Here is a 20,113-nt window from a genome sequence, read left to right as displayed (position 1 = left end):
CACCCAATTCCTCCGAGGGGCAGCATGGATTTTCAGCACATTATTGAGACGGTTGGCCGGTTCATGGACTTCGCCGGCGTCGCCGTGATGGTCATCGGAGCCCTCGTGTCGCTGCCGATGGCCCTGCGGGGATTCCAGCCGCGGCAACTTCCCGCCGGCGCCGAACCGCTCTCGGTCTACCGTTCCTACCGGCAATTGCTGGGCCGCTCCATCCTGCTGGGCCTGGAACTGCTCGTGGCTGCCGACATCATCCGGACCGTCGCCGTCACGCCGACTTTCGAGAGTGTCGGCGTGCTGGCAATCATCGTGCTGATCCGGACCTTCCTCAGCTTCTCCCTCGAGCTTGAAATCACCGGCCGCTGGCCCTGGCAGAAGCAGCCCGCGAACACCCAAACGGCGTCGACGGCCAGCTGACTGGTTCCCCCGAGAGCGGATAACCCTTTTCGACACTCGGTGCCTCCGGCTAGGCTCGCGAAATGACTAATTCCCTTGCGTCCAAAGCCACCGAACTGCTGAGTCTGCACCGAGCCCCAGAGATCCTTCAGGTCATCAACGTATGGGATTCGATCACCGCAAAGGTAGTCGCTGAGGTCCCGGGCACCACAGCTTTGGCCACGGCCAGCCACTCCATCGCCGCCTCGCTGGGCTATGAAGACGGCGAGAAGATCCCCTTGGACGAGATGATCAGCGCCGTCGGCCGCATCGCCGCCGCGACGTCCCTTCCGGTCAGCGCCGACTTGGAGTCGGGCTACGGGGAGCCTGGCGAGGCGGTACGCAAGGCGATCGGCGTCGGCATTGTCGGCGCCAACATCGAGGACCAGATGCGCCCCCTCGCCGACGCGGTCAACCAGATGAGTTCCGTGGTGCGGGCGGCCGAGGCCGAGGGCATCGACTTTGTCCTCAACGCCCGCACGGACGCGTTCCTCAAAGGCAAGGACCGGGACCCCGGCACGGTGCTCGCCGACGCAGTTGAGCGCGGCCGGGCCTTCCTCGACGCCGGCGCAACCACGGTGTTTGTGCCTGGCCTGCTGGACGAAGCCACCGTCAAGGCGCTGGTGGACGGCATCGGGTGGAACAAGGTGTCTGTCATTAACGTGCCTGGATCGCTTGCTCCGGCCCGACTCCAGGAACTCGGCGTGGCCCGCATCTCGTATGGCCCGTGGACCCAGCGTGTTGCGCTGACTGCCCTGGCCGATACCGCGGCGGCGCTGCTGGCCGGCGGAGCGCTTCCGGAGGCTACGAGGGTCCTGAACTAGTGAAGCCGGATCCGTGGCCGGAGGCGCCGGAGTTGCCCAGGCCGGTCATCATGGGCCAGCGATGGACAGATGCCGTGTTTCTGCACTGGCGCATCCCTAGGGCCGTTGCGGCGGCGTTCATGCCCCGCGGCGTGGTCGCGGACGAGTTCGACGGATCAGCTTGGGTGGGACTCATCGGCTTCCGCATGCGGGGCGCCGGTTTGGGCAACGGCCCGGGGGTTCCCTACTTCGGCAGCTTCAACGAGATCAATGTGCGGCTCTACTCCCGGGAGCCGGACGGCACCAGGGGCGTCGTCTTCCTCAGCCTGGACGCCTCGCGGCTGGCGGTGGTTCTGGCGGCGCGGGCGGCTGGCATCCCGTACGTGTGGTCCCTTGACCGCTTCCGGGCGGCCAACCGGGCAGACCCGTCCACCGGATACTCGGTACGGCGTTTTCGGGGCGGTGCGCGGAGCGATTTCGCGGTGGTCCCGGAGTTCGACGTCGAAGCCGGGGACCCGCTGTCCGTCCACCTCACCGCACGGTTTGGTTTGCATACCCGTTTCCGCGGCAAAACGCTCTACGTTCCGAATGCCCATGGCCCGTGGCCGTTGTTCCGGGCTCGGGTGACGGTGCTGGAGGACCAGCTCATCGCAGCGGCGGGCATCGAGGTTTCCGGGCCGCCCGAGTCGGCGTTGTTCTCGTCGGGCGTCAGGACGCAGTTCGGCCGGCCGCGGGTGCTTGGCGGCGGGCGCTGAGCCGGTGGACTCAGCGCCCATTCCGGTGCTGGTGATGTGGCGTCGGCCGGTCCGGTTGCCACCAATAATGTCTGCCCCCGCGGTTGAATTGGTTCATGGGAATCGGTGCAGCTCTCATCACTCGTCCGGCCAGTATCACCGGCCGGCTGCTCCCGCGCCTGCATGATGAGCCTGCCGCAGGCTGTTCTGCTGCCGCGAATAATGTCGTAGGTCCCTGGTTGGATTGATTCATGGGAACCAGTGCAGCGGTCACCTTAGCTCCGGTCATTCGGCCGGACGATGATGACCGCCGCGGCTACGCACTGGAACTCGAAGACCTCCTCAGCCGGCTCCAGCGGTTGAGTGCGACGGCGGCGCAGGATGCGGCGCTGTTCGGGTTCGGCGAGGCGTCGGGGTTCGCGGGCCAGGTCGAGGAAATCTCCCGGGCCCTGGAGTACTTGCAGTTGGTGGCCGCCGGCGCGGTGGACCGCAGCCGCAAGGAAGCCGCCAACGACGGCGCCCCGGTGGCCGACGACGGCTACCGCAAGACCGGGGACTTCCTGCGGGACCGTTTGCAGATCAGCGCCGCCGAGGCCCACCGGCGCCTGTCCCTGGCCGGGGACGTGCTGCTCCGCACCGGGATGACCGGCCAGCCTCTCCCGCCCGTGCGGGAGGAACTCGCCGCGGCCGTAGCCGCAGGGTCCGTGCCGTCCCGCTCCGCAACGATCATCAGCCAGGCGCTGGTCCGGGTCCGGCCCTTCTGTGACGCGGAGACCGGCGCCCGGATGGAACACGCCCTGACCCGCCCCGCGGCCGAGCACGATCCGGACTTCCTAGCCCGGATCGCGAAGCGCTGGGTGGACGCGATCGACCAGGACGGCGCCGAACCCACCGAAGAACTCCTCCGCCAACTCCAGGGCGCCTTCATCCGCCGGCCCCGCCACGGCCTGCAGCACCTGGAAATCTTCGCCACCACCGAACAATTCGAACACCTCCTCACCGTGATGAACACCGCCACCAACCCCCGCACCACCGCGGCCGGAGCCGGCGGGGCCGACGGCGGCGGCGAGAGCGCGGCGCCCGGCGGCGGCGACACCGCCGCGGACGAACGTGCGGGCACGGAGGCGGACGGCTCGGCCGGCTGACCGACACCGTAGAGGCCGACGGCCCCGGCCGGACCGACAACGCCAACACCTACGCGAACCCGGCCGGACAAATCCCGGGCACCGGCCCGTTCGGGTTCGCCGGCACCGGGACAATGGCGTTCACCGGACCTGTCACCGCCGCCACCATCCGCAAAATCGCCTGCGACGCCGACATCATCCCCGTCCTCCTCGGCTCCCGGGGCCGGGTCCTGGACATCGGCCGCACCAGCCGCATCTTCCCGCCGCACATCCGCAAAGCCCTCACCGCCCGCGACCAAGGCTGCGCCTTCCCCGGCTGCACCATCCCCGCACCCTGGTGCGAAGCCCACCACATCGACTACTGGGCCCACGGCGGCACCACCAGCACCGACAACGGAACACTCCTTTGTTCCCACCATCACCACACGATCCACAAAGAACAATGGACCATCCACCCCCGCAACGGCATCCCCTGGTTCATCCCGCCACCCCACCTCGACCCCCAACAAACCCCCCGACGAAACCACTACTTTCGCTGCTGAAACGCAAGAAGCAGCCCGCAAGCAGTTCCGTCCTTTCGACGCCGATCATGCTCTAACTCTGGACGCCAAGAGGCCTACGACGGAGCGCCTTCCAATGCTTAGCCAATGGGTCTTATCAAAGTTGCAGATCCGTGTTGTGATGACGAGTACGTGGCCATCGGGGGAACTATTCAGAAGGGGAACTCCATGACGGGGATCAGTAATTCCAGTTCTCGTCCTACGTACCGTTCCGGTCTGGGCCACGCACCCGAGATCATTTGTGGGTTCGCGGCTGTGCTGTTCTGGTGGATCGGCCTGACGGGATATTTCACCGTCGGCGCCCCGGCCAGTGGGGGCGGCGGGCTGGCTGTCTTTGTCGCAGTACCAGCGCTGGCAACCGCCGGAACCTACTTCCTCGCACGTCGCGCCCGACGTACCGCCTCGTCACCCGCAGCCCCAACCCGCTTGAGGACTCTCCGGACTCGCCGCCTCCCGGTGGGCAGCCGTCGGGGGACCCGCGATGCCATACTCGTCGTCAGTGCGTTCGCAGCGGTGCTGTTCTGGTGGATCGGCCTGACCGGATACTTCGCGGTTGGGGGCGTCGCCAGTGGCGTAGCAGGGGCCGGAGTATTCCTGGCCGTTCCGGCGGCCGTCACGGCCGGAACCTATCTGGCGGGCCGCCGCCGCCGCGGTCCAGCGTCCTAGACTGCCGGCCACCGCGTACGCCAACCGAATTACTTAGGTTGAGCCGATACAGCTACCGCCCCGCGGCATATCCCTGAGCACCGCGCGGGTTAGCCGCGGCCTGCAGCACTCCCGTCGCCGGGTCCCGGACGACGGCCGACAGCCGACCCAGCGTCCAGCCACCAGCCACTGTTACCACGTGTCCGCGGCGCTTGAGGCCCGCGATGACGTCGTCGCCCAGCCGGTCCTCGACCACGGCCCCGCCGGGTTCCCAGGTGCGCGGCCAGAACGAGCCGGGCATCGACGTCGTATGGAAAGTCGGCGCGTCGATGGCCTGCTGCGGCGAGTAGCCGCCCACGATAGTGCGCAACAGGTAGGGCAGCTGCCACTGGTCCTGCTGGTCGCCGCCGGGCGACCCCAGCGCGGTCACGGCGCGTCCCTCTCGGAGCACCAGGGTCGGGGTCAGCGTGGTGCGGGGCCGCTTGCCGGGCGTTAGGGTCGACGGCGTGCCCGGCTCGAGCCAAGTCATCTGCAGCCGCGTTCCCAGGCAGAAACCCAACTCCGGAATCGCGGGCGAGGACTGCAGCCAACCGCCCGACGGCGTAGCCGAGACCATGTTCCCCCACCGGTCCACGACGTCGATGTGGCAGGTATCGCCCCGGGTTTCCCCGCTCGGCGCCACAGTCGGCTCCCCCACGCCCAAACCCGCAGGGCCGGACTCCACACCAGCCACGGCCAGCGCGGGCGGGGTGTACTCGGTCCGTAACGGCGGCAGGTACGGCTCACGCCCGGGGACGTGGCCGGGCCGGAATTCATGCGACGCCCGGTCTGTGATCAGCGCCCGGCGGCCCGCGCAGTAATCCTCGGACAACAGGTACTCCAACGGAACATCCGTGTCCCCGTAGTAGGCCTCACGGTCTGCCAGCGCGAGCTTCTGCGCCTCCAGGATCGTGTGCACCCCTAGCTCAGTCGACGGATCCAGGAAGCGGTCCTCGAACCCGTCGAGGATGGCGAGGGTCTGCAGCAGCGCCGGTCCCTGCCCCCACGGCCCGGTCTTGGCAATGGTGTGCCCGCGGAACTCCACGGTGGCCGCCGCCTCGTAGCCCGCGGCGAAACCGGCGAGGTCTGAGAACGCCAGTACGCCGGCATGGTCGGTGCCGGAGGAGTGCCGGTGCGTAGTCTGCACCGACTCCACCATCGCGTGGGCGACGAAGCCCTCCCGCCACTCCCGCCGGGCGGCATCGATCCGGGCCTCACGCGAACCACCGGCTGCCCCGGCGGCGATGAGCCTGTCCAGGGTCCGGGCGTAGGCGGGGTTCCGGATGAGCTCCCCGTCGGCGGGGATCCTTCCGCCGGGCATCCACAGCTCGGCTGAGCTGGGCCAGTGCTCCTGAAACAGCTCCGCCACCGCGGCAATCGTGGTGCCGACCCTGCCGAGCATCGGGTGCCCGTCGCGTGCATAGCCAGCCGCGAAGTCCAGCACAGCGTCCAGCTCCCAGGTCCCGTGGTCACGCAGGAGCAGGAGCCAGGCGTCGACGGCGGCGGGCACCGCGGCGGCCAGCGCACCGGAACCGGGTACCAGTTCCAGGCCTTCGGCCAGGTAGTGCTCCACCGTCGCCGCGGCCGGTGCCGGCCCCTGGCCCATCAGCACCACGGGCTTGCCGGGATCTGCCGCCGTCACGAAGACGCCGGTCATGTCCCCGCCGGGACCGTTGAGGTGGGGCTCCACGACATGCAGCACGAAGGCGCCGGCCGTGGCGGCGTCGAACGCGTTACCGCCGCGTTCGAGCACCGCCTGGGCCGCCGCCGTCGCGAGCCAGTGCGTGGAGGCACTCATCCCGAAGGTGCCCTGCAGGGTCGGGCGGGTGGTGAACTGCTCGGGTGCGGTGAAAGTCATGGGTCAGCCGAAGAGCGCCGCCACGCGGGTGAGGGTTTCGTAGACCCCGTAGGCCAGCGGTACTCCGACCAGGGCCCACGCCACGGCCAGCCTGCCGGTGGACGCTTTCACAGCTGCCTGCGCGCCGGGGGTGTGTGCTGTGTTCATCTCAGGCCTCCATGGCAGGTTCGTTCGACCGCTCGCGGTCCGGGCGGGGTTCGTGGAATCGTGCGTCGACCGGCTTGACCAGCAGGTTAGCGACGAAGCCAATCACCAGCAGCGCCACCATGGTCAGCAGTGCTGGCTGGTAGGACGCGGCGTTCAGCTTGCCAGGGGTGCCCTGGGCGTCCAGGAACGCGTTGACGATCAGCGGCCCGGCGACGCCGGCGGCGGACCAGGCGGTCAGCAGCCGGCCGTGGATGGCGCCCACCTGGAACGTGCCGAAGAGGTCCCGCAGGTAGGCCGGGGCGGTCGCGAAGCCGCCGCCATAGAAGGAGATGATCAGGAACGCCAGCGCCACATAGAGGATGGTGGTGGACGACCCGGCTATGGCCAGCAGGACGTACAGCACCGCGCCGACGCCGAGGTACACCATGTAGATGCGCTTGCGGCCGGTCACGTCGGAGGTGGCAGACCACGCGAAGCGCCCGGCCATGTTGCCGATGGAGAGCAGCCCGACGAAGCCGGCGGCGACGGCGGCGCTGACCAGGGACGCGCCGTCGGACTGGCGGAAGAAGTCCTGGATCATCGGCGCGGCCTGTTCCAGGATGCCGATGCCCGCGGTGACGTTGCAGAACAGCGCGATCCAGACCAGCCAGAACTGCTTGGTCTTGACGGCGTTCTTGGCGGAGACGTTCTCCGTGGTGACGAGCTTGGCGGCCTTGACCTTCGAGGGGTCGAAGCCTGCCGGCTGCCAGCCGTCGGCCGGGACCTTGATGGTGAAGGCCCCGAACAGCATGTAGGCGAGATAGATGACGGCGAGGGTCAGGAAGAGCTTGCCCACGGAGTCGCCGCTAGCCACCCAGCCCTTGGCGTTGGAGTTGGGGTCATACAGCTTCAGCAGCGCGGTGGAGACGGGGCTCGCGATCAAGGCGCCGCCGCCGAAGCCCATGATCGCCATGCCGGTGGCGAGTCCCGGCCGGTCCGGGAACCACTTGATTAGCGTGGAAACCGGCGAGATGTAACCGATGCCCAGGCCGATGCCGCCGACGAAGCCGTAGCCCAGGTAGACGAGCCACAGCTGGTGCGTGAAGATGCCGAGGGAGCCGATCAAGAAGCCGCTGGCCCAAAACATGGCCGAGGTGAACATCGCCTTGCGGGGTCCGTTCTTGTCCACCCAAGTACCCATGATTGCCGCCGACAGGCCAAGCATCACGATGGCGATGGAGAAGATCACACCGATTTCGGTGAGGCTGGCGCCGAAGTGCTTGACCAGTGCCGTCTTGTAGACGCTCGTCGCGTAGGCCTGGCCGATGCACAGGTGGACGGCGAGCGCCGCAGGCGGCACCAACCAGCGGTTGAATCCCGGCGGTGCGATGGTTCGGTCCCGGTCCAGCCAGCCCATAGTTGCTCCCCTTGATTTGTCTGACGACGTCGATGTCCCAGCGTTCTAGAGGCGAAAGCCCTAAATATGGGCAGTTGCCTCCGGCAATCATGGTGCAAATCATCAGTAAACGTAGGGATTGTGCGCCGAACGGTAGTCAATCCGCGACGAACGGTGACGCTACCTCCCCAGACCAGCTTTCCGAAGCGCCTCCGCCATCGCCGTGTCAGCCGGGGCAGGAACCGGCTTCACCTTCTCCGTCCGCCCGGCTGCAGCCTGCGAGGCTGGCTTTGCTTGGCTCTGCCTGCCGGGAGACGGTCGTCCCGCGGACGGCACCCGCCGCCCGCCGGCGGCCCCGGCCGGTTCGTCGTCGAGCCTCAGCGTCAGCGAGATGCGCTTCCGTTCCGGATCGGCCTCCAGCACCTTGACCCGGACCACCTGGCCGGATTTGACCACCTCGCGGGGGTCGGCGACGAACCGGTTGGCCAGCGCCGAGACGTGCACGAGCCCGTCCTGATGTACGCCGACGTCCACGAACGCGCCGAACGCCGCCACGTTGGTGACCGTCCCCTCCAGCACCATGCCGGGCCTGAGGTCGGAGATCTTCTCGATTCCCTCCCGGAACGTCGCCGCCGCAAACGCCGGACGGGGGTCCCGGCCCGGTTTTTCCAGCTCGGCGATGATGTCCCGCACGGTGGGCAGGCCGAACGAGCCGTCCACAAAGTCCTGCGGGTTCATCGCGGACAGGTCACTGCCCGCGCCGGCGGCCGCCCTGATCTTCCGGGCCACCGGGTAGGCCTCCGGGTGCACGCTGGAGGCGTCCAGGGGCTCCGCTCCCCCGGTGATGCGCAGGAAGCCGGCGCACTGTTCAAAGGCCTTGGCACCCAGGCGCGGCACCTTCTTGAGCTCGCTGCGCTTACTGAAGGGACCGTGCTCATTCCGGTAGGCCACGATGTTCTCGCTCAGCAGGGGCCCGACGCCGGCCACCCGGCTCAGCAGCGCGGGCGAGGCAGTGTTGACGTCCACCCCGACGGCGTTGACGCAGTCCTCGACGACGGCGTCGAGGCTCCGGTCCAGCTTCGCCGCCGTCACGTCGTGCTGGTACTGTCCGACGCCGATCGACTTCGGCTCGATCTTGACCAGTTCCGCGAGCGGATCCTGCAGCCGACGGGCGATTGACACCGCGCCGCGCAAGGAGACGTCCATGCCGGGCAACTCGGCGGCGGCGAGCGCGGACGCGGAGTACACCGACGCGCCGGCCTCGGAGACCACGAGCTTTTGCGGTGCAATTTTTTGCGGCCCACGGCCGGCTTCTGAGCCGAGCTGTTTGATCAGCTCGGCCGCGAGCTTGTCCGTCTCTCTCGAAGCCGTACCGTTGCCAATCGCGACGAGTTCAACGCCATGCTTGCGCGCCAGTGCCTGCAACGTTCGCAGCGCCTCATCCCACTTCCGGGCCGGGGCGTGCGGGTAGACCGTGTCGGTCGCGACCACCTTGCCGGTGCCGTCCACCACGGCCACCTTCACCCCGGTCCGCAGTCCCGGGTCCAGGCCCAGGGTGGCCCGGTTGCCTGCCGGCGCCGCGAGCAGCACGTCACGAAGGTTGGCGGCGAACACCCGGACGGCCTCGTCCTCGGCCGCCGCGAACATCCGGCTGCGCAGGTCGCCGCTGAGCCGGCTAAGAATCCGGGAGCGCCACGCCTGCTGCGCGGTCTGCAGCAGCCATGCGTCGGCGGGGCGGCCGCGGTCGGAGACCCCGAGGAACCTGGCCACCGCGGCTTCATATCGTCTGCGCGCGGCCGCCAGGGCGGCGTCGTCGTTCGGTTCCGCCTCGCTGAGATCCAGCTCCAGCACGCCGTCCTTTTCCCCGCGCAGCAGCGCAAGGACCCGGTGCGAGGGCATCCCGGACGGCGCCTGGGAGAATTCGAAGTAGTCCTTGAACTTCTGCCCCTCGGCGTCCTTGCCCTTTTTGACGCGGGAGACCATCCGCCCCTGGGTCCAAAGCCGCTCCCGCAGTGTGGCAGCCAGGTCGGCGTCCTGGGCGACGCGCTCGACCAGGATGGAGCGCGCTCCGGCCAGCGCCGCAGCGGCGTCCCCGACCGAGTGCTCGGGGTTCAGGTATTTGGCGGCCTCACGCTCCGGATCCAGTTCGGGCCGCTTGAGCAGAGCGTCGGCGAGCGGCTCCAGCCCGGCCTCGCGGGCGATCTGCGCCTTCGTGCGCCGCTTGGTTTTGAACGGGAGGTAGATGTCCTCCAGCCGCGACTTCGTATCGGCGGCGACGATGGCGGCCTGAAGTTCCGGGGTCAGTGCACCCTGGGCGGCAATCGCCTCCAGCACGGTCCGACGCCGGTCCTCCAGCTCGCGCAGGTAGCGCAGCCGTTCCTCCAGTTCGCGGAGCTGGGTGTCGTCCAGGGTGCCGGTTGCTTCCTTGCGGTAGCGCGCGATGAACGGCACCGTGGACCCGGCGTCGAGCAGGTCCACGGCGGCCTTCACCTGCCAGGGCTGCACCCCGAGCTCTGCGGCGATCTGGGTCTCAATGGGGGCGGTTTTGGCGGGGTGCTGCGGGAGTTGGCTCACCCAGCCCATTTTGCCTTACCCGGCTCCTGCCCCCGGAGTTCGCGTGGCGGTCTCGGGTTCCAGCACGTCCTGGACCACCTCGTTGTGGCGCAGGAACCACGGCTTGAACGGCGGGTCGAAGCGGGCGAACCGTGGCGGCCCGACGGGCGTCAGCCCGGCGAGGGCAAGCGCTGCCTGCAGCCCTTCGTTGCGCCGTTCGAAGGCGGCTGCCGTGCCGGTGCCCGAGAAGCGCAGCGCTGCGGCCAAGGAGCCCGGCACCGCCCGAATCTTGACGTCGGGGTTTGCCGGGACCGGCGCCGTCTCGGCGGTCAAGCCAGCGGGCAGGACAAAGGCGACCACAAAGTCGGCCGGCGCGTCCTTGCCCGGAAGCGGGCCGCTCTGGAGCACCGGGGCGGTCATCGCCAGTTTCCGGGAGGTGGCCGCCGGGGTCCCGCTCCCTTGGATAACCGGGGCGGTCATCGCCAGCTTTTGCGACGCGGTATTGCGGCCGTTGATGTAGTTGAACAGGTGGCGGAAGGCGGCGTTTCCGGCGCGGTCAAAGCTCGCGTTGACGCGTATTTCGGCCACCACGTATGCGGGATAGCGGCGCAGCTCGAAGTGCGGGTAACGCTGGACCAGTTCAAACGGTTGCTGTTCGGTCATGGTCTTGTCGACCCTACGCCGGTCCTGTGCCGGCGGCCAGCGCTTCGGTGTCAGAGGGCTTTGGTAGCTTGGCAGCAGAGGCATCGATCAGCAGCGGATCCATCAATCAAAGCGGGGCACAGTGTTTTTCCTTGAACCGGAAGTACCCGGCGCGGCACCGGACTTGGTCTACTCCGCGAGCGACCTCGTGGTGGCCGTGGACTGCGAGTACCAGCTGCTCCGAAAGCTCGATGAGAAGCTCGGCCGCGCCCCCAAGGCTGACTTCGGCACCGACGAGATGCTCAAGCACGCTGCGGACCTGGGCGACCTTCACGAGCGCAAGGTCCTGGACGGGTTCATCCGCGAGTTCGGAACATGGGACCCGGACCGCGGGCGCGGCGTCTACGACGTCGTTCCCGCGGTGGCCATGGACCGCGCCACCCTGCAGGCCAAGCACCACGAATCGATTGAGGCACTGCGCGCGGGCGCCGACGTCGTCTTCCAGGCCGCCTTCTTCGACGGGCAGTTCCACGGCCGTTCCGACTTCCTGGTGCGGCGGCCCGACGGCGGCTACGCCGTCTTCGACACCAAACTCGCCCGCCACGCCAAAGTGACCGCCCTGCTCCAACTCGCTGCATACGGCGATCAGTTGCTGAAGGCCGGCATCCCGGTGGATCCGGCGGTGACGCTTGTCCTCGGCGCCACCGTGCAGCTGGCCGACGGCGGCTTTGACTACGTCCGGAGCCACCATAAACTCGCCGAGATCCTGCCGGTCTTCCGGGAGCGGCGCGAACGCTTCCTGGCCTTGACCTCCGCCCACATTGCCGGGGCCGGCGCCGTCCGCTGGGGCGCGGAGGGCCTCACCGCCTGCGGCCGCTGCGACTACTGCCAGGAGCAGGTCAAAGCCACCGACGACCTGCTCCTCGTGGCCCGGATGAACTCGGTGCAGCGCAAGAACCTGCACGAACTCGGCATCCGCACCGTCACGGGTCTCGCGCAGGCCACACTCGCCAAGCCCACCCCCGTGCTCCTGCGGCTACAGGAACAGGCCCGGATCCAGAGCGGTGTCGGCCCGGCCGACGGCGAGGTGCAGTACGTCAAGGACGGCGAGCGGCACACCCTGCGCTACGCGGTCCTGCCGCAGAACACCCTGGCGGAGTTGCCCCCGCCGAGTCCCGGCGATATCTTCTTCGACTTCGAGGGCGATCCGCTGTGGCAGGAGGGCACTACCGGGGTGTGGGGGCTCGAGTATCTGTTCGGCGTCATCGAGGCGCCGGCCGGCCCGGGCGTTCCGGGGGTCTTCCGGCCGTTCTGGGCGCACAGCCGGGCAGCGGAAAAGCAGGCCTTCCTGGACTTCCTGGACTACGTGGAGAAGCGCCGGCGGGATTACCCGGACATGCACGTCTATCACTACGCCGCGTACGAGAAGACGGCGCTGCGCAAGCTCTCGGTGCTGCACGTCGCGGGTGAAGACACCGTGGATGCGTGGCTCCGCGAGGGACTGCTGGTGGACCTCTACCAGACGGTCCGCAACAGCATCCGCATCTCGGAGAACTCCTACAGCATCAAGAAACTCGAGCCGCTGTACATGGGGACCAATCTCCGCTCCGGCGAGGTGAAGGACGCCGGCGCCTCGGTGGTGGCGTACGCCCACTACTGCGAAGCTCGCGATGCCGGCCGGGCCGAGGATGCCGCGGAGATCCTCGCGGGCATCTCGGACTACAACGAATACGACTGCCTCTCAACCCTGGAACTGCGGGACTGGCTCCTGCGACGTGCCGGGGAACGCGGGATCGAGCCGCGCAGCGGAGGGTCCAGGCCGCTGGGTTCGGTCGGCACCGGCGCGGCGGAAGCAGCCGACGACGGTCCCTCCGATGCGGCGGCTGCGGTGGGCCCGGCGGAGCTGGCGCTCATGGCGTTTGCCGAGCCCGGAAGCGGCCTGCCCGAGGAGGACCGCAAGGCCGTCGCGATGCTGGCTGCAGCAGTGAGCTACCACCGCCGGGAGCGCAAGTCCTTCTGGTGGGCCCACTTCGACCGGTGCGAGCAGGGCCCTGACACGCATCTACGGGATCGGAACGTCTTCCTCGTCGAGTCCGCCGAGGCCCTGGACGACTGGCAGCAGGACGGCAGGAAGCTCCCGGAGCGTCGGGTCAAGCTGACCGGAACGGTGACCCCGGGATCGGACCTGCGCGAAGGCAGCAAATGGTTCCGCATGTACGACGTTCCGCTTCCGGCGGGGCTGGAGGGCACCGGCAAGAACGGGATCGGACGAAATGGTTGGTTCGGGACGGAGGTCCTTGAACTCGGGCATGAGGATGGCAAGGACACCGTCATCGTCCGGGACCGCCTGCATCGGAAAATCCCGCCCCACAATGACCTGCCCATCGCGCTGACCGAGGATCAACCGCTCGCCACCAAGAGCCTGGAGCAGGCGCTGGAGTCCTTGGCCGCTGCGGTTGCCGACGGTTTGCGGTCCGGGTCCATCCCCCGCCACCCGGCGCTTGACCTGGTCCGGCGGCTGCCGCCCCGGCTGGCCGGAGCCACGGCCCTGCCGCAGCCCGGCGACGGAAAGGACCGCTTCATCGATGCCATCACGGCGGCGGTGCTGGACCTCGACCACTCCTATCTGGCCGTGCAGGGTCCCCCGGGAACGGGCAAGACCCATGTGGGCTCCCACGTCATCGCCCGGCTGGTGGACCGCGGCTGGAAGGTCGGCGTCGTCGGCCAGTCCCACGCCGTGGTGGAGAACCTGCTGACGACTGCCGTCATGAAGGCTGGAGTTAATCCGGCCCTGGTTGCCAAGGATGTCAAGCACAGCAATCCGCTGCCGTGGGCGTCTCGGACCGCCAATGATGTGTCGTCATTGTTGGCAACACCCGGCGGGGCGCTGATCGGCGGCACGGCCTGGACCATGACCGGCGCCGGAGTCCCTGCCGGGTCGTTGGACCTGTTGGTGATCGACGAGGCTGGCCAGTTCTCTTTGGCCAACACGCTCGCGGTGGCCCAGTCCAGCACCCGGTTGCTCCTGCTCGGCGATCCGCAGCAGCTGCCGCAGGTGAGCCAGGGCAGGCACCCGGAGCCGGTCGACGAGTCGGCCCTGGGGTGGATTTCCGCCGGGCACGCCACCCTGCCGCCGGAGCTTGGCTACTTCCTGGCCGACTCGTGGCGGATGAATTCCGAGCTGTGCCGGGCCGTCTCCGCGTTGTCCTACGAGGGCCGGTTGCATTCCGCCCCGTCCGCAGACCTGCGGCGCCTGGACGGAGTTCCCGCCGGAATCGAGACGGTGATGGTGCCCCACAGCGGCAACACCACGTCGTCCCCCGAGGAGGCGGCCGAGGTCGTCCGGCAGGTGCGGCGCCACCTCGGACTGGCGTGGCACACCCCGGAGGGCTCGCGGCCGCTGGAGGCGGGTGACGTCCTTGTGGTGGCTGCCTACAACGCCCAGGTGAACCTCATTCGCGAGGCGCTGGACTGGGCCGGCCTCTCCGGGGTCCGGGTGGGCACTGTGGACAAGTTCCAAGGCCAGGAAGCTGCGGTGGTGATCGTCTCGATGGCCTGTTCCGCCGTGGCCGAGGCGCCGCGGGGCATGGAATTCCTGCTCTCGCGCAACCGGATCAACGTTGCGGTCTCGCGCGGGCAGTGGCGTGCCGTCGTCGTCAGGGCACCGGAGCTGACTAACTACCTGCCGCTTCACCCGGAGGGTCTGGAGCAGCTGGGCGGCTTCATCGGCCTCTGCCAGCGGTCGGTGTCAGTCGCGCGCCAGGGACATGCCCATTCTTAAACACGAACAGTGGACAGAATGGGATTCTGTCCACTGTTCGCGGCCAACGCTGGGCATGTCCCGGCCAGCATTGGGCCGAGACGACGTTGCTAGTTTTGGTAGGCCGGGTAGTCGGTGTAGCCCTCGGCGCCGTCGGTGTAGAAGGTGGCCTGGTCGGGCTCGTTGACGGGGAGTCCTTCGCGCCAGCGTCGCACCAGATCCGGGTTGGCGATGGCGGGGCGTCCGACGACCACACCGTCAGTGTGGCCGTCCGAGACGAGCGACTTGGCCTCCTCCGCGGTGGTGATGACGCCGAACCCGGTGTTCACGAGGAAGGTGCCAGCGAAGCGCGTGCGCAGGTCCTGAACCAGTTCGCTCGTCGGCTCCTTGTGAAGGACGCTGAGATACGCCAGCTTGAGCGGCGCCAGGGCATCCACCAGGTAACCGTACGTTTCGCGGACGTCGGCGGCGTCCAGCTCCAGGGCCCCCTGGACGTTGTGCTCGGGCGAGATGCGAATGCCAACGCGGTCCGCGCCAATGGCGTCGACGACGGCCTGGGCAACTTCGATGACAAAACGCGCACGGTTTTCGGGCGAGCCGCCGTAGTTGTCGTCGCGCTGGTTCGCAGCGGGCGTCAAGAACTCGTGCAAAAGGTAGCCGTTCGCGGAGTGAAGTTCGACGCCGTCGAACCCGGCCTCGATCGCGTTGCGGGAGGCCTGCACGAACTCCTCACGGATGCCGGGCAGCTCGTCTGCCGTCAGGGCGCGCGGAACGGGGAACGCCTGCTTGCCCTCGTAGGTGCGGGTCACGCCGTCGATGGCGATGGCACTAGGGGCGACAACCTCGTGGCCACCGGTGGTGTCCTCGTGCGTGACGCGGCCTGCGTGCATCACTTGGGCGAAGATCCGGCCGCCCTCTTCGTGCACCGCGGCGGTGACGTCGGCCCAGCCCTTGAGCTGTTCCTCCGTGACAAGGCCGGGCTGGCCCGGGAAACCGCGTCCGGCCGGGCTGGGGTAGGTACCTTCACTGACAATCAGGCCGAGTGAGGCGCGCTGCCGGTAATGCTCCACCACCAGCGGCCCCGGGATGCCTTCCCTGCCCGAGCGGAGCCGGGTCAGTGGCGCCATCACGAGTCGGTTCGGTGCTTCCAGTTGTCCGATGGTCAGGGGGGAAAACAGCATGCGCAGTTCCTTTCACAGTGGATTGTGTCCAGTGGCGGAAACTTCGCGGCGCCTGCAACTATTCCGACTGAGACTCGGATCACGCCTCGATCAGCGTGCCGGTTGCGGCGCGCCCGGGCACCCTTGGCCCTGCGGATTCTTGAGGCAGTCGTCCGCGTAATTACGGGTGATGGACCGCCAGACGCTGACAGTCTGGGGCGGTGAATTGAACTGGCCTTGGCCCGGGATGGGCAGTGGCGGGCCACCGTTGACGGAGTACGTTCCTTGGAAATGGGTGGTCAGCACCACGGAGAAGTCGCCGGTTTGCGCATAGATATGGCTGGTTGCGGTCTTTTCGCCCCACCTATCCTGCGGCAGCGGACCACCCGGCGTTGTCGTTGGTCCCAGCGAAGCGCCATCGCCGAAGTTCCAGGTGTACTGGACGGGTTTAGCGGCGACGTGGACGTCCTGGGCCAGGATCTTGATGTCGAACTGCTGCTGGGCTGCTTCCGCGAAGAAGTTCGTTTCCGCACCCCGAAGAGTATGCGGACTGGGTTGCGCAGTTGCTTTGCCCGCGGCGATTGGAAGTTCTTGGAACTCTGTTTGAATCAGGGCTGCGATGGCGTCGAGCACGTCGACAGGCTTTTCGTCATAGATGCACGTGGGGCCATCAAAGAAGCCCCAAACTGGAGGACTGAAATCTCGAAGTGATCGATACCAGTTCACGCTTCGCCCATTTTCACCAACGCTGCATTCCACGTCTGGTCCGGCACAGTTGGATCCGTCCAGCGTAGGATCAACTCGACAAACGAGCTTGAATTGATAGACGTATGGGTCATCCTCCGCCCCAAAGGCTATCTGGGCCCACGCGCCCGAGGCCGGATCCTTGTGCCAGGACCGCACCGTGGCGCCGCTTTCGTCCCAATCCCCCTTGACTGGGGAATCAGAAGAGGCCTTCACCGCCGGAATGCCGCTGTGCAGAAGCATGACGATCGCAGTCGCTGCCAGGATCATTCGCCCGGAGATTCTCACGGGTTCTTGACCAAGTGTTCGACGGTTATCGCTCTCCAGGCCCCTCCCGCAAATGAGGCAACCATGATGTCTCCCAACGCTGGTCCCTGCTGAGTTGTCTCATCGAGAACCTTGTCGGCGCGGTAATACGAAAGCGGTTCCTGATGAACCTGAATCAGGATCTGGTATTGCAGCGGCCCGGTCTCAATAAAACTGGTGTCTGACCCTTCGACGACCATCTTTCCCCCGGCCAGCCATCGCCCTTCGGCGTGCCATCCTTCCACAACCTTCTTAACGCGGGCACAAGAAGCGCAGGTTGGAGCGGAAACTGAATCAAGGGGCCCCATGTCTCCCGTTTCGTACGCATACGAAAGTGCGGAATACCAGTACCTCGCGAAGGCCTCGAGTCCTTCCTTCGTCTCCGCTTTCGCGGCCTCCGGGAGTACGGGGACGGGGACGTTCTGCGCCCGGCCCGCGGCGTCGGCCGGCTTATAGCTCGCGGTCGGCTTCGGGGTCGGCGTCGGCGTCGGGGTGGCGGAACTCGAGGAGGCCGGCGGTCCGATACTGGGCGTTGCGGCCGGCGAAGCCTGGCCGCTTGTGCAGGCCGTTCCGGTCAGAACGGCGGCGGTGAGCAGTGCGGCTGCGGCAGTATGCCTGCGGCTGGAGATTGGAATGCGAGATGTCATGTTCAGCTAATCCCCCGATAGAAATCAAGACGCCTGAATCCAAACAATGCCTAAGGGTAACTGAGATCACATTCCGGCCGTAAGAGTTATCCACAGCCGATTCTGTAGAGCGGCACCCACGACGACCATGGGCGCCCGCTCACCAAAAAGGGCGTCGCAGGAGCTTCCGCCCCTGCGACGCCCTACGGCTGCGGCGGGCCCCTGGCCCGGCGCAGTCTCTGCTACTTCTTATTCGCTCCGAGCCCCGAGCCGCTGCAGGACGCCATGGCGCCCTGACCGGTTCCCGAGTTCTTCGAGATTGACTTGCCATCGAAGAGAATTTCGCACCCGACGGCGGCCGCAGCATTCGAGTAGTCGCCGGTGACAACCAGAGAGACGAAATCCGAGTTCTTCACGGTCTGTTCTTTCTTCCAGGCAGTTGTGACGTCCTCGTTGGACGACCCGCCGCTGGTCCAGTAGCTGACGGACGCCTTGCCGTTCGTCGTCACCACGTACTCAACCTTGTGCTCGGAGTTGAGCGCCTTGTCGGCAGAGGAGACAGCCGCGGACAGGACTGCCATCCAGATGGCGGCGATCGCGATGCTCAGGATGCCAAGCACGAGGCCCGCAATCGCAGCGCCCTTCTTTGTGAACTTGCGGGTGGCGCCGATGATGCCAAACAGGACCGCCAGCGGACCCAGGATGAAGGCCACCACGCCCATGACCGGAATGAACGAGAAGACGACGGCCACGATGCCGAGCACCAGTGCGGCGATGCCCCAGCCATTACCCTTCGAAGCCGGAGCTACAGGGTACGGAGCCGCGGCAGGCGTGGGCGCATCCGCGTGTGCGGTGCCCTGTGAATTGAAAGTACTCATGATTCCCCATTTTTGTGGCCAGGCAGCGCCTGGCAGTTCGAAGTGTCCGGGCCCAAGCGCCCCCATGGCGCGAAGGGGCATCCCTTTCAGTGCCCCAAATACCGTTGCGGGTGGACACGGATGAGATGCAATCCGAACAAGAAGAACGTTAGGGAGGGGGTCTGACAATCTATCGCCGGAGTACTTGGCGGCAACGAAATTCCAGTTTCCATCGCCTCTGGCATTTGTCTACGCCGGATAGAACAATGAGCCCATGATGTTCGAACACGCAGAGGGCAGCCCGATCCTGAACCTGACCGAGGATCAAGCCTGGAAACTCATCGAAGGGACAAAGCACGGCCGCCTCGTGGTCACCGTGGCAGGGGAGCCGGACATTTTTCCGGTGAATTACGCGGTCAATCACCGGAAGCTCTACCTGCGGACGGCGCCCGGCAACAAGCTGGCCGAATTGACCATCAATTCCAAGGTGCTGTTCGAAACTGACGGCATCCTCTCCGAGGAAGCATGGTCCGTAGTGCTCCGTGGCACCGCCCGAGCCCTCGAGAAGTCCTCCGAGATTGCGGCGGCGGAGGCCCTGGGGCTCAAGCCGTGGGTGCCGACGCTCAAGGACTTCTACGTCGAAATCGAGCCGACGTCGGTCAGCGGCCGCCACTTCCAGTTCGGCGAACACCCCGAGCGGGAAATCTAGGGAAAAGGCTGCCAGACCGCGACCCGGACCTACCGCCGAACCAGCGGCCAAAAAGCGCCGCCTAGACTTAAACCATGGCGGACAGTCTGACCCCGGAGCGGCGCAGCTGGAACATGTCCCGCATCCGGGGCAAGAACACCAAGCCCGAACTGCTGGTCCGGCGGATGCTGCACGCCAAGGGCTACCGCTACCGGTTGCACGGAACGGCCCGCGGCGGCAGGCTGCCCGGCAACCCCGATCTGGTGTTCGCTTCCCGTCACAAGGTCATCTTCGTCAACGGCTGTTTTTGGCACTTCCACGGCTGCAGGGTCGGACAGCACGCACCCAAATCCAACGCCGAGTTCTGGGAAACCAAGCGGACCCGCACCCGGAACCGCGACGCTGAACAGCGCCGACTGCTCGAGGGCTCGGGCTGGGAGGTACTCACCGTCTGGGAGTGTGAACTCAAAGACCTCTCGGCCCTCGAGCAGCAGCTCGATACGTTCCTTCGCCGCTAAGTCGGGCGCTGGTCCAGTCAGCTCAGCCACGGGCAGCGCGACGCGACGCGAAAATATTTTCTTCGCGACATCCAAACTGTGATCACGTCATCCCGGTAATCTCAGCAGCACCGGCGAGGCAGCTGAGGAATTAGTTGAAACAGTCACCAAAATTGCCTTGCCGCTGACCCGCGACAGAGTGGTCCACCTGGGCTAAACTCGAAACTCGGGGACTAGGACTCTATTGGTCAGTACGTGGGGATACTACGAACTCCGCAGGAGAAGCACGATGCCACACTTGTTGTTGTCCACCGAGACTCGCACGCGGCACGCCGTCCGGAGCCCCGAGCCATCAGAGGATCTGGAGCCCCTGCGCAGGCAGGTGTCCGCCATCATCGACGCAATTCTGTCGGAGACCAAGCCGGAGGAGGCCCCTGTCCGGGAACAGCTCCGCTGGCACGTGGCCAACAATCCCGGCCAGCCGGAGAAGGCGCTGCTGAACCACCTGCTGTCCGTCTCCACGACCGTGCAGGACGACACCGCCTAGACTCTCCCGCAGGAAA

The 20,113-nt window shown here is 66.9% G+C and carries 18 protein-coding genes; 9 read left to right on the top strand and 9 right to left on the bottom strand.

Features of this window, described 5'->3' with window-relative positions; genetic code table 11:
* Window positions 1-24: 24 nt before the first annotated feature.
* From FFF93_RS03700 to FFF93_RS03680, 5 genes are all read left to right on the top strand, one after another.
* Window positions 25-414: a DUF1622 domain-containing protein gene (locus tag FFF93_RS03700; RefSeq protein WP_138770108.1), complete on the top strand. Its 390-nt coding sequence runs from the start codon at window positions 25-27 to the stop codon at window positions 412-414.
* Between the two features lie 62 nt (window positions 415-476).
* Window positions 477-1,256, top strand: a complete 780-nt coding sequence (locus FFF93_RS03695; RefSeq protein WP_138770109.1) for an isocitrate lyase/phosphoenolpyruvate mutase family protein — start codon at window positions 477-479, stop codon at window positions 1,254-1,256.
* Between the two features lie 50 nt (window positions 1,257-1,306).
* On the top strand, window positions 1,307-1,990 hold the full coding sequence (locus FFF93_RS03690) for a YqjF family protein (RefSeq protein WP_138770567.1): 684 nt from the start codon (window positions 1,307-1,309) through the stop codon (window positions 1,988-1,990).
* 230 nt (window positions 1,991-2,220) lie between these two features.
* On the top strand, window positions 2,221-3,114 hold the full coding sequence (locus FFF93_RS03685; RefSeq protein ID WP_138770110.1) for a DUF222 domain-containing protein: 894 nt from the start codon (window positions 2,221-2,223) through the stop codon (window positions 3,112-3,114).
* Between the two features lie 113 nt (window positions 3,115-3,227).
* Window positions 3,228-3,635, top strand: a complete 408-nt coding sequence (locus FFF93_RS03680) for an HNH endonuclease signature motif containing protein (protein WP_261375275.1) — start codon at window positions 3,228-3,230, stop codon at window positions 3,633-3,635.
* Between the two features lie 736 nt (window positions 3,636-4,371).
* On the opposite strand, the gene FFF93_RS03675 is transcribed toward FFF93_RS03680, so the two are convergent.
* The 5 genes from FFF93_RS03675 to FFF93_RS03660 all read right to left on the bottom strand — a co-directional run bounded on the left by FFF93_RS03675 (window position 4,372) and on the right by FFF93_RS03660 (window position 10,933).
* The gene (locus tag FFF93_RS03675; protein WP_138770111.1) at window positions 4,372-6,195 is read right to left on the bottom strand and encodes a gamma-glutamyltransferase family protein; all 1,824 of its coding nucleotides are present in this window, start codon (window positions 6,193-6,195) and stop codon (window positions 4,372-4,374) included.
* A gap of 3 nt (window positions 6,196-6,198) precedes the next feature.
* Window positions 6,199-6,342, bottom strand: a complete 144-nt coding sequence (locus FFF93_RS16890) for a hypothetical protein (RefSeq protein ID WP_186372219.1) — start codon at window positions 6,340-6,342, stop codon at window positions 6,199-6,201.
* Between the two features lies 1 nt (window position 6,343).
* On the bottom strand, window positions 6,344-7,738 hold the full coding sequence (locus FFF93_RS03670) for an OFA family MFS transporter (RefSeq protein WP_138770112.1): 1,395 nt from the start codon (window positions 7,736-7,738) through the stop codon (window positions 6,344-6,346).
* A gap of 159 nt (window positions 7,739-7,897) precedes the next feature.
* Window positions 7,898-10,300, bottom strand: coding sequence for a Tex family protein (locus FFF93_RS03665; protein WP_138770113.1), 2,403 nt, complete (start codon window positions 10,298-10,300; stop codon window positions 7,898-7,900).
* Window positions 10,301-10,306: 6 nt separating this feature from the next.
* Window positions 10,307-10,933, bottom strand: a complete 627-nt coding sequence (locus FFF93_RS03660) for a heme-binding protein (RefSeq protein WP_138770114.1) — start codon at window positions 10,931-10,933, stop codon at window positions 10,307-10,309.
* A 121-nt stretch (window positions 10,934-11,054) separates the two neighbouring features.
* Here FFF93_RS03660 and FFF93_RS03655 point away from each other — a divergent pair, with 121 nt between their 5' ends.
* Window positions 11,055-14,693, top strand: coding sequence for a bifunctional RecB family nuclease/DEAD/DEAH box helicase (locus FFF93_RS03655; protein WP_138770115.1), 3,639 nt, complete (start codon window positions 11,055-11,057; stop codon window positions 14,691-14,693).
* A gap of 89 nt (window positions 14,694-14,782) precedes the next feature.
* On the opposite strand, the gene FFF93_RS03650 is transcribed toward FFF93_RS03655, so the two are convergent.
* The 4 genes from FFF93_RS03650 to FFF93_RS03635 form a co-directional block, all read right to left on the bottom strand.
* Complete coding sequence (locus FFF93_RS03650; RefSeq protein ID WP_138770116.1) at window positions 14,783-15,853, bottom strand: alkene reductase; 1,071 nt, start codon at window positions 15,851-15,853, stop codon at window positions 14,783-14,785.
* A 90-nt stretch (window positions 15,854-15,943) separates the two neighbouring features.
* A complete protein-coding gene (locus tag FFF93_RS17055) occupies window positions 15,944-16,846 on the bottom strand; it encodes a PKD domain-containing protein (RefSeq protein WP_261375274.1) in 903 nt (300 codons plus the stop codon).
* Between the two features lie 14 nt (window positions 16,847-16,860).
* Complete coding sequence (locus FFF93_RS03640; RefSeq protein ID WP_138770117.1) at window positions 16,861-17,529, bottom strand: DUF6318 family protein; 669 nt, start codon at window positions 17,527-17,529, stop codon at window positions 16,861-16,863.
* A 221-nt stretch (window positions 17,530-17,750) separates the two neighbouring features.
* On the bottom strand, window positions 17,751-18,386 hold the full coding sequence (locus tag FFF93_RS03635; protein ID WP_138770118.1) for a DUF4190 domain-containing protein: 636 nt from the start codon (window positions 18,384-18,386) through the stop codon (window positions 17,751-17,753).
* 253 nt (window positions 18,387-18,639) lie between these two features.
* Here FFF93_RS03635 and FFF93_RS03630 point away from each other — a divergent pair, with 253 nt between their 5' ends.
* The 3 genes from FFF93_RS03630 (at window position 18,640) to FFF93_RS03620 (ending at window position 20,097) form a co-directional block, all read left to right on the top strand.
* Window positions 18,640-19,074: a pyridoxamine 5'-phosphate oxidase family protein gene (locus FFF93_RS03630; protein WP_138770119.1), complete on the top strand. Its 435-nt coding sequence runs from the start codon at window positions 18,640-18,642 to the stop codon at window positions 19,072-19,074.
* Between the two features lie 74 nt (window positions 19,075-19,148).
* Window positions 19,149-19,571 (top strand): very short patch repair endonuclease, encoded by a 423-nt coding sequence (locus tag FFF93_RS03625; RefSeq protein ID WP_138770120.1) that lies wholly within the window; start codon window positions 19,149-19,151, stop codon window positions 19,569-19,571.
* 283 nt (window positions 19,572-19,854) lie between these two features.
* A complete protein-coding gene (locus FFF93_RS03620; protein ID WP_138770569.1) occupies window positions 19,855-20,097 on the top strand; it encodes a hypothetical protein in 243 nt (80 codons plus the stop codon).
* The last annotated feature ends 16 nt before the right edge of the window (window positions 20,098-20,113 follow it).

Source organism: Arthrobacter sp. KBS0702, assembly GCF_005937985.2.
Lineage (GTDB): Bacteria > Actinomycetota > Actinomycetes > Actinomycetales > Micrococcaceae > Arthrobacter.
This window is presented reverse-complemented; position numbering and strand designations above follow the sequence as displayed.

Excerpts from the sequence above, each read along its gene's own strand:
- FFF93_RS03700 (WP_138770108.1), top strand. The coding sequence starts at position 25 with ATGGATTTTCAGCACATTATTGAGACGGTTGGCCGGTTCATGGACTTC.
- FFF93_RS03695 (WP_138770109.1), top strand. The coding sequence starts at position 477 with ATGACTAATTCCCTTGCGTCCAAAGCCACCGAACTGCTGAGTCTGCAC.
- FFF93_RS03690 (WP_138770567.1), top strand. The coding sequence starts at position 1,307 with ATGGGCCAGCGATGGACAGATGCCGTGTTTCTGCACTGGCGCATCCCT.
- FFF93_RS03685 (WP_138770110.1), top strand. The coding sequence starts at position 2,221 with ATGGGAACCAGTGCAGCGGTCACCTTAGCTCCGGTCATTCGGCCGGAC.
- FFF93_RS03680 (WP_261375275.1), top strand. The coding sequence starts at position 3,228 with ATGGCGTTCACCGGACCTGTCACCGCCGCCACCATCCGCAAAATCGCC.
- FFF93_RS03675 (WP_138770111.1), bottom strand. The coding sequence starts at position 6,195 with ATGACTTTCACCGCACCCGAGCAGTTCACCACCCGCCCGACCCTGCAG.
- FFF93_RS16890 (WP_186372219.1), bottom strand. The coding sequence starts at position 6,342 with ATGAACACAGCACACACCCCCGGCGCGCAGGCAGCTGTGAAAGCGTCC.
- FFF93_RS03670 (WP_138770112.1), bottom strand. The coding sequence starts at position 7,738 with ATGGGCTGGCTGGACCGGGACCGAACCATCGCACCGCCGGGATTCAAC.
- FFF93_RS03665 (WP_138770113.1), bottom strand. The coding sequence starts at position 10,300 with ATGGGCTGGGTGAGCCAACTCCCGCAGCACCCCGCCAAAACCGCCCCC.
- FFF93_RS03660 (WP_138770114.1), bottom strand. The coding sequence starts at position 10,933 with ATGACCGAACAGCAACCGTTTGAACTGGTCCAGCGTTACCCGCACTTC.
- FFF93_RS03650 (WP_138770116.1), bottom strand. The coding sequence starts at position 15,853 with ATGCTGTTTTCCCCCCTGACCATCGGACAACTGGAAGCACCGAACCGA.
- FFF93_RS17055 (WP_261375274.1), bottom strand. The coding sequence starts at position 16,846 with ATGATCCTGGCAGCGACTGCGATCGTCATGCTTCTGCACAGCGGCATT.
- FFF93_RS03640 (WP_138770117.1), bottom strand. The coding sequence starts at position 17,529 with ATGACATCTCGCATTCCAATCTCCAGCCGCAGGCATACTGCCGCAGCC.
- FFF93_RS03635 (WP_138770118.1), bottom strand. The coding sequence starts at position 18,386 with ATGAGTACTTTCAATTCACAGGGCACCGCACACGCGGATGCGCCCACG.
- FFF93_RS03630 (WP_138770119.1), top strand. The coding sequence starts at position 18,640 with ATGATGTTCGAACACGCAGAGGGCAGCCCGATCCTGAACCTGACCGAG.
- FFF93_RS03625 (WP_138770120.1), top strand. The coding sequence starts at position 19,149 with ATGGCGGACAGTCTGACCCCGGAGCGGCGCAGCTGGAACATGTCCCGC.